Origin of the sequence: Micromonospora arida, assembly GCF_003857035.1 — a bacterium.
Taxonomy (GTDB): domain Bacteria; phylum Actinomycetota; class Actinomycetes; order Mycobacteriales; family Micromonosporaceae; genus Micromonospora; species Micromonospora arida.
In genome coordinates this window covers 1-16,301 of sequence record NZ_QGSY01000261.1, presented here as the reverse complement: position 1 = coordinate 16,301, position 16,301 = coordinate 1, and the positions used below count along the sequence as shown (strand labels likewise).

At 70.8% G+C, this 16,301-nt stretch carries 16 protein-coding genes and 1 pseudogene; 11 read left to right on the top strand and 6 right to left on the bottom strand.

All coding sequences use genetic code 11. The features are described 5' to 3' along the window. The first annotated feature begins 61 nt into the window (after positions 1 to 61). Both DLJ58_RS26090 and DLJ58_RS26085 read left to right on the top strand, forming a co-directional pair. Entirely contained in the window at positions 62 to 1,570 is a 1,509-nt protein-coding gene (locus DLJ58_RS26090) for an APC family permease (RefSeq protein WP_124860179.1), read from the top strand. Next, a complete protein-coding gene (locus tag DLJ58_RS26085; RefSeq protein ID WP_124860177.1) occupies positions 1,567 to 2,157 on the top strand; it encodes a GNAT family N-acetyltransferase in 591 nt (196 codons plus the stop codon). Before DLJ58_RS26090 ends, DLJ58_RS26085 begins: the two co-directional genes overlap by 4 nt. A gap of 132 nt (positions 2,158 to 2,289) precedes the next feature. On the opposite strand, the gene DLJ58_RS26080 is transcribed toward DLJ58_RS26085, so the two are convergent. Next, positions 2,290 to 3,114: a SigB/SigF/SigG family RNA polymerase sigma factor gene (locus DLJ58_RS26080; protein ID WP_124860175.1), complete on the bottom strand. Its 825-nt coding sequence runs from the start codon at positions 3,112 to 3,114 to the stop codon at positions 2,290 to 2,292. Positions 3,115 to 3,492: 378 nt separating this feature from the next. Here DLJ58_RS26080 and DLJ58_RS26075 point away from each other — a divergent pair, with 378 nt between their 5' ends. After that, on the top strand, positions 3,493 to 4,242 hold the full coding sequence (locus tag DLJ58_RS26075) for an acetoacetate decarboxylase family protein (RefSeq protein ID WP_124860173.1): 750 nt from the start codon (positions 3,493 to 3,495) through the stop codon (positions 4,240 to 4,242). Here DLJ58_RS26075 and DLJ58_RS26070 read toward each other — a convergent pair. Continuing rightward, complete coding sequence (locus DLJ58_RS26070) at positions 4,191 to 5,780, bottom strand: phospholipase D family protein (RefSeq protein ID WP_124860171.1); 1,590 nt, start codon at positions 5,778 to 5,780, stop codon at positions 4,191 to 4,193. The genes DLJ58_RS26075 and DLJ58_RS26070 overlap by 52 nt on opposite strands. A 133-nt stretch (positions 5,781 to 5,913) precedes the next feature. Between DLJ58_RS26070 and DLJ58_RS34960 the strand changes: the two genes are divergently transcribed. Next, positions 5,914 to 6,042, top strand: coding sequence for a hypothetical protein (locus tag DLJ58_RS34960; RefSeq protein ID WP_256441970.1), 129 nt, complete (start codon positions 5,914 to 5,916; stop codon positions 6,040 to 6,042). A gap of 64 nt (positions 6,043 to 6,106) precedes the next feature. On the opposite strand, the gene DLJ58_RS26065 is transcribed toward DLJ58_RS34960, so the two are convergent. Further along, positions 6,107 to 7,093 carry a pirin family protein gene (locus tag DLJ58_RS26065; protein ID WP_124860169.1) on the bottom strand — a complete coding sequence of 329 codons (987 nt, stop codon included), beginning with the start codon at positions 7,091 to 7,093 and terminating at the stop codon, positions 6,107 to 6,109. A gap of 10 nt (positions 7,094 to 7,103) precedes the next feature. Next, the gene (locus DLJ58_RS26060) at positions 7,104 to 7,586 is read right to left on the bottom strand and encodes a MarR family winged helix-turn-helix transcriptional regulator (protein WP_124860167.1); all 483 of its coding nucleotides are present in this window, start codon (positions 7,584 to 7,586) and stop codon (positions 7,104 to 7,106) included. Positions 7,587 to 7,742: 156 nt separating this feature from the next. Here DLJ58_RS26060 and DLJ58_RS26055 point away from each other — a divergent pair, with 156 nt between their 5' ends. Then, the gene (locus DLJ58_RS26055) at positions 7,743 to 8,276 is read left to right on the top strand and encodes a GNAT family N-acetyltransferase (protein ID WP_124860165.1); all 534 of its coding nucleotides are present in this window, start codon (positions 7,743 to 7,745) and stop codon (positions 8,274 to 8,276) included. A 55-nt stretch (positions 8,277 to 8,331) separates the two neighbouring features. On the opposite strand, the gene DLJ58_RS26050 is transcribed toward DLJ58_RS26055, so the two are convergent. After that, positions 8,332 to 8,820: an FBP domain-containing protein gene (locus tag DLJ58_RS26050; RefSeq protein ID WP_124860163.1), complete on the bottom strand. Its 489-nt coding sequence runs from the start codon at positions 8,818 to 8,820 to the stop codon at positions 8,332 to 8,334. Positions 8,821 to 8,880: 60 nt separating this feature from the next. On the opposite strand from DLJ58_RS26050, the gene DLJ58_RS26045 reads away from it, so the two are divergent. Both DLJ58_RS26045 and DLJ58_RS26040 read left to right on the top strand, forming a co-directional pair. After that, a complete protein-coding gene (locus tag DLJ58_RS26045; RefSeq protein WP_124860161.1) occupies positions 8,881 to 9,450 on the top strand; it encodes a TetR/AcrR family transcriptional regulator in 570 nt (189 codons plus the stop codon). A 33-nt stretch (positions 9,451 to 9,483) separates the two neighbouring features. After that, positions 9,484 to 10,071, top strand: coding sequence for a DUF1684 domain-containing protein (locus tag DLJ58_RS26040; protein ID WP_124860159.1), 588 nt, complete (start codon positions 9,484 to 9,486; stop codon positions 10,069 to 10,071). A gap of 44 nt (positions 10,072 to 10,115) precedes the next feature. Here DLJ58_RS26040 and DLJ58_RS26035 read toward each other — a convergent pair whose 3' ends face one another. After that, entirely contained in the window at positions 10,116 to 10,703 is a 588-nt protein-coding gene (locus DLJ58_RS26035; RefSeq protein ID WP_124860157.1) for a YflT domain-containing protein, read from the bottom strand. Positions 10,704 to 10,814: 111 nt separating this feature from the next. Between DLJ58_RS26035 and DLJ58_RS26030 the strand changes: the two genes are divergently transcribed. From DLJ58_RS26030 to DLJ58_RS26015, 4 genes and pseudogenes are all read left to right on the top strand, one after another. Beyond that, entirely contained in the window at positions 10,815 to 12,647 is a 1,833-nt protein-coding gene (locus tag DLJ58_RS26030) for a glycoside hydrolase family 15 protein (protein WP_124860155.1), read from the top strand. A 78-nt stretch (positions 12,648 to 12,725) separates the two neighbouring features. Next, a pseudogene (locus DLJ58_RS34700) lies at positions 12,726 to 13,556 on the top strand (PQQ-dependent sugar dehydrogenase); the annotation flags it as partial. Positions 13,557 to 13,638: 82 nt separating this feature from the next. Then, positions 13,639 to 15,678: a ricin-type beta-trefoil lectin domain protein gene (locus DLJ58_RS26020; protein ID WP_425271348.1), complete on the top strand. Its 2,040-nt coding sequence runs from the start codon at positions 13,639 to 13,641 to the stop codon at positions 15,676 to 15,678. Between the two features lie 131 nt (positions 15,679 to 15,809). After that, the coding region (locus DLJ58_RS26015) for a metallophosphoesterase family protein (protein WP_148098013.1) at positions 15,810 to 16,301 on the top strand (492 nt) is incomplete at its 3' end.

Here is a 16,301-nt window from a genome sequence, read left to right as displayed (position 1 = left end):
GAGTTCGTCGGCAGCGTCAGATGTGTATAAGGGACAGCCCCAAGACAATCGGAGTAGTCGTATGCCCCCGACATCGACAGTCGACCGACCCAGCAACGTCTCCGAAGCCCTGGCCCGAGGCCGTCTCGGCATCCCCTCGGTGATCTTCTTCGTTCTCTCCGCCGCCGCGCCGCTGACTGTGGTGGCCGGTGTCGTCACCACCGGGTACGGCGTCATCGGGGTGACCGGCATCCCGCTGGCCTTCCTGCTGATCGCCGCGGTGCTCGCGCTCTTCTCGGTGGGCTACGTGGCGATGTCCCGCCGGGTGGAGAACGCCGGCGCCTTCTACGCCTACGTCTCCCGTGGCCTCGGCCGACCTGCCGGCGTGGGCGCCGCCTGGGTCGCGCTGATCGCGTACAACGCGTTGCAGGTCGGGCTGTACGGAACCATCGGCGTGGCGGCCGAGCCGGTGCTCGACCGGCTCTTCGGCGGGCACCCGCACTGGGCCGTCGTGGCCCTGGTGGCGTGGGCGTTGGTCGGCCTGCTCGGCCTGCTCCGGGTCGACCTCAACGGCATGGTCCTGGCCGCGTTGCTGGTCGCCGAGATCGTGGTGGTCCTCGTCTTCGACCTGGGACAGCTCGGCAACCCGGCCGAGGGTGGGGTCAGCTTCGCCCCGTTCTCGCCGGACAACCTCTTCGTGCCGGGTGTCGGCGCGGTGCTGGTGCTCGCCGTCCTCGGCTTCGTCGGCTTCGAGTCGGCGGTGGTCTTCAGCGAGGAGAGCAAGGACCCGAAGCGGACGGTGCCGCTGGCCACCTACCTCTCGGTCGCGATCATCGCCGGGCTGTACGCGCTGTCGTCCTGGACCATGACCGTCGCGGTCGGGCAGGACCAGATCGTCGCCGAGGCCGGCGAGCAGAGCGTCGGGCTCATCTTCAACCTGGCCGCCGCGCACCTCGGCGACACCGCGGTCACCATCGGGCAGGTGCTCTTCCTGACCTCGGTGCTCGCCGCGATGATCTCGTTCCACAACACCACGGCCCGGTACACCTTCGCGCTCGGTCGGGAGCGGGTGCTGCCGGCGGTGTTCGGGCAGACCTCGGCCCGCACCGGGGCGCCGCGGGCCGCCTCGGTGGCGCAGAGCGTCCTCGGACTGCTGGTCATCCTGCTGTACGCGGTCAACGGCTGGGATCCGGTGGTCCAGCTCTTCTTCTGGGTCGGCACCACCGGCGGCTTCGGTGTCCTGCTGCTGATCGCCACCACCTCGGTGGCGGTGATCGCCTACTTCGCCCGCTCCGCCGGGGGCGAGAACCTCTGGCGACGGGCCATCGCGCCCGGCCTGGCCACCATCGCGCTCTTCGTGATCATCTGGTTGGCCGTGTCGAACTTCGCCAACCTGCTCGGCGTCGCGCCGGACTCGACGCTGCGCTGGGCGCTGCCCGCCGCGTACCCGGTGGCCGCCCTGCTGGGCATCGGCTGGGCCCTGCTGCTGCGCACCAACCGCCCGGACACGTACGCCCGGATCGGCCTGGGGGCGGCGAGCGCCGCGGCCACCGTCAAGCCGGAGGCTCCGGCCGTGGAGGTGACCCGATGAGCGTGGTCATTGAGCAACTCGGGCCGGAGGAGACCACCCTCGTGGCGGGTCGGATCGCCGAGGCGTTCACCGTTCTGGAGGTGACGTACTGGCTGGTCCCCGACCCGAGCAAGCGGGAGGCGGTACTGGCCGGAGACTTCGAGATCCTGGTCGGGCACGCGATGCGGCACGGCATCGTCCACGCCACCGCGGACCGGACCTCGGTCGCGGTCTGGTTTCCGTCGGTCGGCCAGCCGGCGCCGCCGCCGGCGGACTACGACGCCCGACTGGCCGCCGCGTGCGGCGAGTGGACCGACCGGTTCCAGCACCTCGACGAACTGTTCGCGGCGCACCACCCGAATCCGGATCACCATCACCTCGCGTTCCTGGCGACCCGGCCCGACCGGCAGGGGCAGGGCTTGGGGAGCGCGCTGATGCGCCACCACCACGCCTGGCTGGACGCCAACGGGATGCCGGCGTACCTGGAGGCGAGCAGCCCGCGCAGCCGGGACCTGTACGCGAAGCACGGCTACCTGGCCGGCGAGCCGTTCCGGGTGCCCGACGGAACGCCGTTCTGGCCGATGTGGCGCGAGCCGGTGGGGCACTGAGCCGGTCGGTCGACGCGACCAGCACGGTCTGTGGTCGCACTGTAACGCTCACGTGACAGCGTGGGCAGCGCAGACAGCACAGACAGAACGGAGGGCCGGGTCCATGGACCCGGCCCTCCGTGCGTCAACCGGTCAGTACGTGCCGTCGAGCTGGCCGCGCAGCTTGGTCAGCGCGCGGGTCAGCAGCCGCGAGACGTGCATCTGCGAGACACCGATCTGGTCGGCGATCTGCGACTGGGTCAGGTTGCCGTAGAAGCGCAGCGTGAGGATCTTCTGCTCGCGCTCGTCAAGGGTGGCCAGCGCCGGGCCGAGGGCGACCCGCAGCTCAGCCAGCTCGAACTCGCTGTCCTCGCCGCCGAGCATGTCGCCCAGCTCGGTGGCGCGCTCGCCGTCGCCGGTCGGGGTGGACAGCGACACCGCGTTGTACGCGCGGGCGCCCTCCAGGCCCTCCAGCACCTCTTCCTCGGTGAGCTTGAGGTGCGCGGCGATGTCGGCGACCGTCGGCGAGCGGCCGAGGGTCTGCAGGAGCGAGCTGTTGGCGTCGGAGATGGCCAGCCGCAGCTCCTGGAGCCGGCGGGGCACCCGGATGTCCCAGGTGCGGTCGCGGAAGTGCCGCTTGAGCTCGCCGATGATGGTGGGGATCGCGTAACCGGCGAAGTCGACACCGCGCTCGGGGTCGAACTTGTCGATGGCCTTGATCAGGCCGATCGCGGCGGTCTGCGCCAGGTCGTCGTTCGGCTCGCCTCGCCCGCTGTAGCGGTGGGCCAGGTGGTTGGCGAGCGGCAGCCAGGCCTCGATCGCCCGGTCCCGCAGCGCAGCGCGCGACGGGTGGTTGGTGGGCAGTGCCGCCATTGCGTTGAGCAGGTCGGCGGCGCTGTCGGTGAGTGCGCGCGGGTCGAGCTTGGTGGTGGCCTTGACGGCGGAGCTCGGCTGCTCGGTGATCGTTGGCGCGGTCATGGGTGGTCCTCCCTGCACCTCGTCCGCGGACAAAAAGACGTGACGCTTTGGTTTAGCTTCCAATGGGCCGTTCGGGAGTCACCTTAACCTGATCGTCTCCCGGAAATCTAGCCGAAAGGTTGATGTACTTAAGGCGTGTTGAACAACAAAAGGGGCAAACGGGGCGGAAGCCAGGGTGGCTGTGAGGATCCTTACCCGTGTTCGGGCGGTTGGCCGCTGCCCGCTCGGCCGGTCGGTCGGTCCGGCCGGGCGGCCCACGGGTCGCGCCGGCCGGTCAACAGGAAATCCGACAAGTCGCCAGGAGTGTCGACTATCCGTCCTTGTCCCATCGGCGGGACCGGCCTAGCGTCGCGTGTACACACCCGGTTCGGAGGCACCGTGCTCGATCCAGCCGCTCCCCAGCTTGTCGTGAACAGTCGCACCCTCTACTTCAGCTGGCTGCCGGCGGATCCCGACGCGGTCGCCGCGCTGGTCCCGCCGGGGCTCCGCCCCCGCCCCGACCGGCAGGTCTTCCTCAACCAGTACGTCGTCGACGACGAGACGCAGACCTCCGGCTTCGGCGCGTACTCGCTGACGTACCTCGGCGTCTCGCTCCTCGGCGTCGACGCGCCCGGCGGCCTCAACGCGGGTGGCTGGTGGACCCACTACGTGGCCTCCAGCCGGCGGGTCCGTGAGTACGCCCTCGCCCGCGGCGCCCCGGTGCTCGCCGGGCGCACCCGGATCGACGTCAACGGCGAGGACCTGCTCTCCGAGACGGAGATCGACGGCACGCCGTTGATCCGGGCCCGCTGTCGGGTGGGGGAGACCGGACACGCGATCAGCAGTGGGCACCACCGCTACTTCACCCGGCGCGACGGCCAGCTGCTCAGCTCGGCCTACCCGTTCGTCGCCGAGCCGGTCGCCCCGTTCGAGATCGAGTCGGTGGAGTTCCTCCAGCCCGGCCACTCGATGTACGCGCTGCGCCCGGCCAACCCGCTGACCATCGGCTTCGGCTACTACTCACCGCGCTCGTCGTTCGCCTACCCGGGCGGTCTGAACGTGCACGCGGTCGCCGCCCCGGAGCCGGCCCGACCGCTTCACCAGGTGCCGGCCAGTCTCGCCCGCAGCGGCCTGCCGTCCGGGTCGTAGACCAGCCGGTACACCGGCAGCGCCCAGGCCCGGGTGTACCACGGAAGCCGTTCGGGGCGGTGCGGGCGCAGCCGCCCGGGCGGCCGTTCCCCCACCTGGCCGTCGTCGTACCACTGCTGTAGCGCGTCGGCGGCGGACGTGACGGCCGCGACAGCGTCCGCCGGGTCCAGCAGGTCGGCGTCGTCCGCGCCGTCCGGGTCGCGGTCCAGGTGCTCGCGCCACAGCCGCAGTCGCAGGTCCCGGGCGAAGCTCCGAGCGCCGTCGCCCCGCCCGGCGGGGTCGGTGGGCTCCCGCTGGTCCGGGGTGTCGTCGAGCACCGCGCAGGACAACTCGCTGTCGTGCGTCCAGGACCGCCGGTTGAAGTTGTCGCTGCCCACGCTGGCCCAGACGTCGTCGACCACGCAGACCTTCGCGTGTACGTAGACCGGGTCGCCGGCGTGGTTCTCCACGTCGAACACGTGCACCCGGTCCGGTGCGGCCCGCTCACACAGTGACAGCGCCTGCTCGCGCCCGACCATGTTCGGCGGCAACGCCAGCCTGCCGTCCACGTCCGGGTGGCGGGGGACGACGGCGATCAGGTGCAGGTCCGGGTTGTCCCGCAGCGCGTGCGCGAACAGGTCCGCGACCTCGGCCGACCAGAGGTACTGATCCTCCAGGTAGATCAGTCGGCGGGCCCGGCGTACCGCCTTGGTGTAACCCCGGGCCACGGTCCGCTCCCCGTCCGGTGCGAACGAGTAGCGCGGGCGTACAGCGGGGTAGGTGCGCAGCACCTGGATCTGGTGCGGACCGCAGGGCGGCGGATCGGCCGGCTGTTCGGGCAGCGGATCGGGGCGCAGGTCCGAGCCGCGCAGCCGGTCCCGCAGGTAGGCCATCGGGTTCTCCGAGTCCAGCGGCATCGGGTCGTTCCAGCGTTCCCGGAACAGGGTGTCCAACGCGCCGACCACCGGACCGCGCACCGCGAGCTGCACGTCGTGCCAGGGCGGATTGGGTCCGTACCGGGGGGACATCTCCACCGGCTGCGGGTCGCCGTGGTGGGTGGCGTCGTCGCGGCGGCTGTGGCACAGGTCGATCCCGCCGGCGAAGGCGACGTCCCGCTCGGGCGCGCCCTGGTGCCGCAGCACCACGAGCTTCTGATGGTGCGAGCCGCCGCGCCGGACCCGTTGGTCCAGCAGCACCTCGCCACCAGCGGCCGAGATCGTCTCGCTGAGGTCGCGGTTCTCCGCCTCGCTGTACGCCAGGACGTCGAGGTGCGAACGCCAGATCAACCCCTTGACCACCACACCGCGCTGCGCGGCCTGCGCGAAGAGTTGGGCCACTGTCGGACCGTCCGTGCGCAGCCGCTGGTCCGGGTCACCGCGCCAGTCGGTGAAGAACAGGTGGTCGCCGGGGCCCAAGGCCTCGACCTCGTCGACCAGTCGGTCGAAGTACGCGGCACCGTGAATCAACGGCTCGGCGAGGTTTCCCGTGGTCCATACGGGTATGCCAGAGACCGGGTTGGCACGTTCATCAGCGGTCAGAAACCAGTCCTGCAACGGCACCGTCCAGCCCCCCTGGAGGTCGGCAACGTCCTCACGGTAGGACCCCCGACGCGGGTCCGCACGCCAGGCCCCGGACCGGTGACCTGGCCAACGCCATCGGAAGCGACGCGACAACAGCCGAGGAGGCCACACCATGCCCCGCGACACGACGAATCCCGTGACCGAGAACCGCGAGCCGGCGGTGGAGAGCGAACGGGGTGCGCTGGTAGCGGTGTTGGTGATGGTGATTCTGGGCGTCGCCGGGATATTTGCGGTCTCCTGAGGCGGCGCCGACGCCCCCGGGGTGAACCGGAGGCGTCGGCGCCGAACTCAGCGGTCGACCGTGGTCAGGGCCGGGTGCCCTGGCCGCCGGTGTGCGGAAGCCGCTCGGTGGGGATCGCGCCGAGACGGCCGGCCTGGAAGTCCTCGAACGCCTTGAGCAGCTCGTCCCGGGTGTTCATCACGAACGGGCCGTACTGTGCCACCGGTTCCCGGATCGGCTGACCACCCATGATGTAGAGGTCCAGTGCCGGGGTGTTGCTGTCCTGAGCGGTGTCGGCGCTGAACCGCAGCGCGTCGCCCGGGCCGTGCACCGCGAGCTGGCCGGTACGCACCGGCCGCCGATCGGTGCCGACCGTGCCGCGACCGCCCAGCACGTACACCAGGGCGTTGAAGTCGGGCCGCCAGGGCAGGTCGACCTGCGCGCCCGGCTGCACGGTGACGTGCGTGATGGTGATCGGGGTGAAGGTCGAACCCGGGCCGCGGTGACCGGCGACCTCGCCGGCGATGACCCGGATCAGCGCGCCGCCGTCGGGCGTGGTGAGCAGCGCCGACTCCCGACCTCGGATGTCCTGGTAGCGGGGCGGGTTCATCTTGGCCGAGCGGGGCAGGTTGACCCACAGTTGGGTGCCGTGGAAGAGCCCGCCGCTCATCACCAGGTGCTCCGGCGGCGCCTCGATGTGCAGCAGGCCGCTGCCCGCCGTCATCCACTGGGTGTCGCCGTCGGTGATGGTGCCGCCACCGCCGTTGGAGTCCTGGTGGTCGAAGACGCCGTCGATGATGTACGTGACGGTCTCGAAGCCGCGGTGCGGGTGCCACGGGGTGCCCTTGGGCTCGCCCGGCGCGTAGTCGACCTCGCCCATCTGGTCCAGGTGGATGAACGGGTCCAGGTCGGTGGTCGACACCCCGGCGAAGGCGCGACGGACCGGGAAGCCCTCACCCTCGAAGCCGCTGGGCGCCGTGGTCACCGTGCGGACCGGGCGGATCGTGGCGGCCTCGTCGAGGAGGGGCAGGCGGGGCAGGACGAGAACGTTGTCGACGGTGATCGCGGGCATGTCGAGGCTCCTAGCGTGTGGCGGGGGTGGTCGAGCTGACCCGCGATGCCCGCAGGCGCTCGCCGAGCCGGTCGAAGACCCTGGTGAGGCAGGCGACCTCGGCATCGTCGAGGTCGTCCATGAGATGGGTACGCACCGACGCCAGATGGTGGGGTGCGGCTTCCCGCAGGGCGAGCAGCCCGGCGGCGGTGAGCACCGCCTCGCTGCCGCGCCGGTCGTCCGGGCAGGGCTCCTTGCTGACCAGGCCACGACGCTGCATGGAGGAGACCTGGTAGGTGAGGCGGCTGGGCGAGAAGATCAACCGGCTGGCCAGCTCGCCCATCCGTAGCCGCTGCCCGGGTGCCTCGGAGAGCAGGACCAGCACGTGGTAGTCGGCGAAGCTGAGGTCGCTGTCGACCCGCAGATCCTCTTCCAACTGGGTGTAGAGACGCTGGCTGGCCTCGATGTAGGCGCGCCAGGCGGCCTCTCGGGTGCTGTCCAGGCTCTCGGTCATGCCATGACGGTAGCACTCTTTCAAAACTTAAGTAATGCCGTTAGGCGTCGTCTGGGTCACTTCCTCACGCGCTGGCCGCCGTATCGTGCAGCTTTGAAGGAAGTCCGCGCTAATCCAGCGGCGCGTAGGCCGCAGGTTGTGCCAGACTCCGGCCTCGTGGAACACGTGGAACTCTCCGCCGCCGACCTGTTGCTGCGCCCGTGGCGGGACGAGGACGCCCCGGCCGTGCGCGACGCTCTCCGGGACCCGGCGATCGCCCAGTGGAACCCGCAGGCTGGCGGCCCGATCGACGACGAGGTCGCGCTGCTCTGGGTGCGTCGCCGGGCCGACTGGTCCACCGGCGGTCACGCCTCGATGGCGGTCACCGCGGCGGCCGACGGCGAACTGCTCGGCTCGGTGTCGCTGCACCGCATCCACGACGGCGACGCGTCCATCGGCTACTGGACGGTGCCCGCGGCGCGCGGGCGTCACGTGGCGGTCCGCGCCGTCGTCCGGCTCACCGACTGGGCGTTCGCGGATCTCGGGCTGCACCGGGTGGAGCTGTGTCACGCGGTGGCCAACCCGGCGTCCTGCCGGGTCGCCGACCGTGCCGGCTACCCGGCCGAGGGGACCCTGCGCGAGTCGTACCGGTACGGCGACGGCCGCCGCTACGACGAGCACCTGCACGCCCGCCTGGCCACCGACCGCTAGCCGGCCGGGGTCCGAACTCGCTCTGGCCCCGGCCGCGCCCGGTCGCCTCGAACCATCACTCGGTGACCTTGCCGAGGAATGTCGCGAGGGTGGTCCTGACCCGGTCGATCCGCTCCGGCAGGGGCAGCGGCTCGGGCGCGGGGGGCCCGGCGTGTTTCTTCCCCCGCAGGTAGAGCGAGCAGGCCAGGTCGGAGCACAGGTACGTGCCCACGGAGTCGCCCTGCCGTCCGCTCGGACCCGCCTTGGGTGCGGTCATCAACGAGACGCCACCGCCGAGGTGGGTGGTCAGGCAGAACGAGCACATGCTGTGCCGCACGCGCCCGATCTGGTGCGTCGCGGCGCGCAGCACCACCCCGGTCAGCCTCCCGTCGGTCTCGGCCACCAGGTAGGCCCGCTGCGGCGCGGAGGGATCCCGCCAGCCGAGAAAGTCGAGGTCGTCCCAGGGCCGCATTTCAAGATCATTCGGTACGGCCAGTCGCTTCGCCTCGCCCTTGCTGCAATTGACGAAGGACGCGCGGATGACGGATTCGGTCAGGACCAACATAGGTAGTAGCCTAGCCCTCTTAGGCAAGAGAATATTACGGCTAGGTTTGGAGTGTGCTGCATGGCACGTGCCGGGGTGACCGTCGAGCGCCTGACGTTGGCGGCTGCCGAGCTGGCCGACCAGGTGGGCGTGGAGAACGTCACGGTTGCCGCGCTCGCACGCCAGTTCGGGGTCAAGGACGCCAGCCTGTACTTCCACCTCAAGAACGCGCAGGAACTGCGGGTCCGGATCGCCCTGCTGGCACTGGCGGAGCTGGCCGACCGCGTCGCCGCCGCGCTGGCCGGCCGGGCCGGCAAGGACGCGCTGGTGGCGTTCGCCAACGCGTACCGCGACTACGCGCGAGAGCACCCCGGCCGCTACGCCGCCATGCAGATCGACCTCGACCCGGAGACCGCCGCCGCGAGCGCGGGCGTCCGGCACGCCGAGATGACCCGGGCGATCCTGCGTGGCTACCGACTCTCCGAGCCCGACCAGACGGACGCGGTGCGGATGATGCACAGCACGTTCCACGGGTTCGTGAGCCTGGAGAAGACCGGCGGCTTCCGGCACACCCCGCGCCCCACCGACGACTCCTGGTCGCGCACCCTGGACGCCCTCGACGCCGTCCTCACCAACTGGCCGTCGCGCTGAGCTGCCGCAGAGCCACGGCATAGGCTCGGTGGCGTGGACGATCTGGAGTTGGCCGACTGGCGGGAACGGGTGGCCCGGCTGTACCTGTCCGACGTCGACCTGGCCGGCTTCCGCGCCGGCCGCGACGAACTCTTCGCCACCCACCCGCAGAGCCCGATCCCCGTGGCGGAGCGGTCCGACTTCGCCGGGGTGCGCTACTTCCCGCCCAACCCCGAGGCCGTGGTGGAGGCACCCCTGCGATCGGCCAGCGGTGAGCTGCGCATCGACACCGGTGGCCCGGACGGGGTGGTCGCGTACCGGCGGGTCGCGGTGGCCGAGACGCCGTGGGGGCCGCTGACCCTGTGGTGGATCGAGGCGTACGGGGGCGGGCTGTTCGTTCCGCTGCGCGACGGCACCTGCGGGCGGGAGAGCTACGGCGGAGGTCGGTACCTCACCGACACGGTGAAGGGCACCTTCGGTCGGGGCGTCGAGCTACTGCCCGGCGACCGGGTCCGGCTGGACGCCAACTACCTCTACAACCCGAGCTGCGCCTACGACGACCGCTGGGCCTGCCCGCTGGCACCACCGGAGAATCGGGTCGACGTGCCGCTGCGGGCCGGCGAGCTGGCATACCACGACTGAACGGCCGCCCCGGCGTGTTGCCGGGACGGCCGGTCGATCGTCGCTCAGCGGGCGTTCGCCGCCGAGCCGGACATCTGCATCCGACCGAGCAGCTGCCGCGCCTGGTCGGCCAGCTTTGCGTCGACGGTCACCGCGTACTGGCCGGCGCGCAGTGAGCTGGCCGAGGTGAAGTCGCGCTGGCCGCCCGTCATGGCGTGCGCGACCGCGCCGAACACGGCACCCCAGATCGCACCGATGACCAGCCCGACCAGGATCACCGCCAGCCAGTTGCCGACGGTGAAGATGCCGAACAACAGGCCGATGAAGAGCCCGAACCAGGCGCCGGTACCGGCGCCGAGCAGACCGGCTCGACCGGTGGTCATTCGCCCGAGCACCGTCTCCACCAGGGTGAGGTTGGTGCCGACGATGGCGCTGTGCTCCACCGGAAAGCGATTGTCGGCCAGGTAGTCGACGACCCGCTGCGCGGTCGGATAGTCCGGGTACGAGCCGATCGTCACGGTCGGCGGGCCGCCCTCCGGCCCGTGGCCGTCCCCGGCTGGTGTCGACAGGCGGCCGGCCGGCCCGGATGGAAGCAGGTCGCCACCCTGTGTGCCGGACCGCCAGGCGGCGGTCGGCCCCGAAGCTGACGTCATGAGCATCCTCCCTCGTCAGCTCGCCGCGTTCCCGTCCAGGCCGACCGGTAACGCGGTCTCCACCGTCTAACAGGAAGGGAATGGGCGTGGACAGCCCGGGTAGGCAGTCAGGTGGAGAGCGGACAGATCAGCGACTACGGGTTCCTCGCCGACGGGCGCACCGCGGCGCTGGTGGACGCCTCGGGCTCGGTGAACTGGTGGTGCCCTGGCCGGTTCGACGCCCCGTCGGTGTTCGGGCGGCTGCTCGACGACGGCGCGGGTCACTGGTCGATCCGACCGGAGGTCGATTTCACTGTCGAACGGAGCTACCTGGAGGACACCCTGGTGTTGCGGACCGTCTTCCGCACCGCGCAGGGGGAGGTCGCGCTCACCGACGCGCTCGCCTTCGAGCCAGGCTCGCGAGGTCACGACATCGGGATGCACCCACCGCAGGTGCTGGTCCGTAGCGTGCAGGGACTCTCCGGTGCGGTGCCGATGCGGGTGCACTACCGTCCGCGCTTCGAGTACGGGCGCACCATCGCCTACCTGGTCGAGCGTGAGGACATGCTCGAGGCCATCGCCGGGGCCGCGCGGCTCACCTTCCGCAGCAGCGTGCGGTTGGCGTGCGGCGACGATGGCGATGCCGCGGCGACGTTCACCGTCCGCGCCGGCACGACCCACAACTTCAGTCTCGGGTACGCCCCGACCTACGACGCCCCACTGCCGGAGGTACCGGACGCCGACCAGACGATCGCCGACACCGTCGCCGGCTGGCGGTCCTGGGCCGAGGACCACGACTACCAGGGTCTCTACGCCGAGCAGGTGCGGCGCAGCGGGCTGGTGGTGCAGGGCATGACGTACCGTCCCAGCGGCGCGGTGGTGGCCTCGGTGACCACCTCGCTGCCGGAGAAGCTCGGCGGGGACCGCAACTACGACTACCGCTACGTCTGGGTGCGCGACTTCAGCCACACCCTGCGGGCGCTGTGGCGGTCGGCGTGCTTCGACGAGGTGCGGCGGCAGTTCGCCTGGTTGGGCCGGGCGATGGGCCGAATCGGTGATCAGCCCGTGCCCATCATGTACGGGGTGCTGGGAGAGCGGGACCTCACCGAGCATCGGCTGGACCAGCTCGGCGGTTACCGCGACAGCCCGCCGGTGGTGACCGGCAACGACGCGTGGCGGCAGCGGCAGAACGACATCTACGGCGCGGCCATGGACGCCGCCTGGCTGATGCGCGACCAGCTGGAACCGTTCGACCCGGACGTCTACCACCTGCTCCGGGTGCTCGCCGATCAGGCCGAGCAGGACTGGAAACAGCCGGACGCGGGGATGTGGGAGGAGCGTGGAGTGCAGCACCACCACGTGTCCTCGAAGGTGGAGTGCTGGGTAGCGCTGGACCGGGCGGTCCGCTTCGGCGACCAGCTCGGCGGTCCGCAGGACCTGGCTCGCTGGACGGCGGCCCGGGACGAGGTGCGCGCGGCGATCCTCGAGCGGGGGTGGAGCGACCGGCTCCAGTCGTACACCGGGATTTTCGATTCCGACGAGCTGGACGCGTCGGTGCTGGTGATGCCGCTGGTGGGCTTTGTGCGGGCCGATGACCCGCGGATGCGCTCGACGGTCCGCGCGGTGGAGCGGCGACTGTCGCACGACGGCCTGCTGCGGCGCTGGGACGGCGACCCGGCGGGTTTCGTCATCTGTTCGTTCTGGCTGGTGAGTTGCCTGGCGTTGGCCGGCGAGCGGGACCGGGCGCACGAGTTGTTTCGTGATCTGGCTGGTCGGGTCAACGACCTGGGCCTGTTCGCCGAGCAGATCGACCAGCAGACCGGGGAGCAGTTGGGCAACTTCCCGCAGGCGTTCTCGCACATCGGCCTCATCAATGCCGCCGGTGTGCTCACCGACGTCGAGCAGGACCCGACGTTGCGCGATTGCGGGATGCCCCCGGCGCACTTCACTCCTACGCGTCGCTGAGGCCGTACTTTCGTGTAAATCTTGACAACTTTCGATACGACGACGCGAAGTTCTATCGTCTTCCAGTGAAAGACGTTAATGTCCGGGAAACACCGCGGTGCTCCTCCAGTCGGCGGGAGCGGCACCGAGATCCCCCGGACAGCTGGAGGTCTCGTGTCCCGCACTCTGCGTCGACGGCTCGTCAGTGCCACCACAGTGCTCACCGTCCTGGTCGCCCTCTGCCTCGTTCCGCAGGCAAGCGTTCTACCGGCCGCCGCGTCCCCGGCTCAGGCCGCCGCCCTCGCCCCGCCCGCCACCATCGGTTTCGAGAAGGTCGCCCTCGACGGCGGCCTCTCCATGGGCGAACCGATCGAACTGGCCGTCGCACCCGACGGCAAGGTCTTCTACATCAACCGGGGCACCAGCAGCGCCGGTGGCCAGGTCCGCCTCTACAACCCGGCAACCAGGTCCACCACTGTGGCCCTGACCCTGGCGCTGGACGCCCGCTTCGAGGACGGCCTGATCGGCATCACCCTGCACCCGAGCTTCGCGAGCAACCGCTGGGTCTACCTCTTCTACTCGCCGAAGGTCACCCCGTTGGTCAACCGGATCAGTCGGTTCACCTTCAACCCGTCCACGCTGCTGCTCGACCCGGGCAGCGAGGACGCGCTGATCGAGTGGCCCACCGAACGCGATCTCTGCTGCCACTCGGCCGGCTCGATGAGCTGGGACACCGCCGGCAACCTGTACTTCGCCGTCGGCGACAACACCAACTCCGGCGGTGACTCCGCCGGGATGGCCCCGATCGACGAGCGGACCAGCCGCAACGCGCAGTACGACGCCCAGCGCACCTCGGGCAACACCAACGACCTGCGCGGTAAGATCAACCGGATCCACCCGGAGAACGACGGCAGCTACACCGTCCCCCGCCGGCAACCTCTTCGCCGCCGGCACCGCGCGAACGCGTCCGGAGATCTACGTGATGGGCGTGCGCAACCCGTACCGGATCTGGGTGGACCGCAAGGCCGACAACACCCTCTACTGGGGCGAGGTCGGCCCGGATGCCGGCACCGACCTCGCCAACCGTGGCCCGGCGGCCTACGACGAGTTCAACCGGGCCAACGGGCCCGGCAACTACGGCTGGCCGTACTGTGGCGGCCCCAACGTCGCCTACAACGACTGGGACTTCGCCACCGCCACCCCGCGTGGCTGGTTCCCCTGCGGCGGCTCCACCGGCCCGGTCAACAACTCACCCCGCAACACGGGCGTCCAGCAGCTTCCGCCGACGAAACCGGCGCTGGTCTGGGAGCAGCACGGCGGCAGTGAGGACTGGCCGGCGCTGGACAACCCGGGTGGGTGCGGGTCGCCCAACCACGTCGAGGTCTACCACTACGACCCGAACCTCGTCTCGGACGTGAAGTGGCCGGCCTACTACGACAACAAGTGGCTGATCTCCGAGTACTGCCGCAACTGGATCAAGGAGGTCCAGTTCGACAACGGCAACCCGTCAACCGGGGCGCCGACCGTCATCGAGCCGGTGCTCGCCGGCATGAAGCTCGTCCACCCGATCGACTGGCAGTTCGGCCCGGACGGCTCGCTCTACCTGCTGGAGTACGGCAGCGGCTACTTCTCCGGCGCGGTCGACGCCGGTCTCTACAAAATCAACTACGTCCAGGGTGGCCGGTCGCCGGTGGCCAAGGCCACCGTCAACCGGGACAACGGCCTGGCCCCCCTCTCGGTGACCTTCTCCAGCGCCGGCAGCTCGGACCCGGACGGCGACCCGCTGACGTACGCGTGGGACTTCACCAACAACGGGAGCACCGACTCGACCGCCGCGAACCCGTCCTTCACCTACTCCGCCAACGGCAGCTACAGCGCCCGGCTGACCGTCAACGACGGCACCGGCCGCAGCGCCACCACAGTGGTGTCGGTGGTGGTCGGCAACAACCGGCCGACGGTCACGTTGACCGGCCTGCCCGCTGGCGGGCTCTTCGACTGGGGACAGGACCTGGCGGTGGGTGCCACGGCCAGCGACCCGCAGGACGGCACGCCGGCCTGCTCGGCGGTTGTCGTCCGGGCCGCGCTGGGCCACCAGGAGCACGCCCACGAGGAGGGGGAGGGGACCGGCTGCGGCGCGACCTTCAACACCGGCCCGGTGCACGCCGGCCCCGACTCGGTGCTGTTCTTCGTCCTGCGGGGCAGCTACACCGATCGCGGCGCGACCGGCTCGGCCGCCCTCACCGGTGAGCAGGAGATCAGCCTCTACCCGAAACAGTGGCAGGCCGAGCACTTCGTCCAGCTCAACGGCCCCAAGGTGATCGACCAGGCGGCGGCCGAGGGTGGCAAGCGGCTGGGTGACGTCCAGAACGGCGAGAGCGTCCGGCACCACGCGGTGAGCCTCAAGGGGATCACCGGCGTCCGGGCCCGCGTCTCCTCCGGCGGCCCCGGCGGCACCATCTCCTTCCGGTACGACTCACCGACCGGCACCGAGGTCGCCCGGATCGCGGTGCCGAACACCGGCGGCTGGGACAACTACACCGAGCTGAGCGCCACTGTGACCACGCCAGACGACGGCACCCACGACCTGTACCTGGTCGTCACCGGCGGCAGCGGGGCGTTGCTGGACGTGGACAGCTACACCTTCACCGGCCCGGGTGTCGGCACCGGCGGGGCGCGCACCGGTGAGGTCAAGGCCCTCGGCAAATGTGCGGACATCGCCTCCAGCCAGACCGCGAACGGCACCAAGGTGCAGACCTGGACCTGCAACGGCACCGCCGCCCAGCGCTGGACCCTGCCCGGCGACGGTACGGTGCGAGGGCTCGCCAAGTGCCTGGACGTGAAGGCGAGCGGCACCACCGACGGCACCCTCGTGCAGCTCTACGACTGCAACGGCACCGCCGCCCAGCAGTGGGCCGCCCAGCCGGACGGCGGCCTGCGCAACCCCCAGTCCGGACGCTGCCTGGACATCCCCAACTCGGACCTCACCGACGGTCGGCAACTGCGGATCTGGACCTGCAACGGCACCGGGGCGCAACGCTGGACCCTGCCGTGACCGCCCCCTGACCGGCTCGGCACCCGTACCCGAGCGTCGATGACGCACGGGGCCGGGCGGCGGAGGCGGAACCCGGCCGTCCACCCACGTCCCCCGGGTGGGCGGCCGGGACTCGGGGGACAATGCCAGGTATGCGGCTGGTGCTCACGGCGGACACCCACGTACCGAAGCGGGCCCGGGACCTACCCGGGCCCCTCTGGGCGGCCATCGAGGCGGCCGACGTGGTGGTGCACGCCGGCGACTGGGTGGACGAGGCCCTGCTCGACGCCATGACCGCGCGATCGCGCCGACTGATCGGGGTGTACGGCAACAACGACGGCTCGGCGCTGCGCGCCCGGCTGCCGGAGGTGGCCCGGGTCGAGCTCGACGGCCTGCGGGTCGCTGTGGTGCACGAGACCGGGCCCCGGGCCGGCCGGGAGAAGCGGTGCGCGGCCCGCTTTCCCGACGTCGACCTGCTGGTGTTCGGGCATTCGCACATCCCCTGGGACACCGAGGCACCCGGTGGGCTGCGCCTGCTCAACCCCGGCTCACCCACCGACCGCCGCTCCCAACCCCACGCCACCTACCTCACCGCCGAGGTGCACGAGGGCAGCCTGACCGAGGTGAAGCTGCACTCCCTGCCC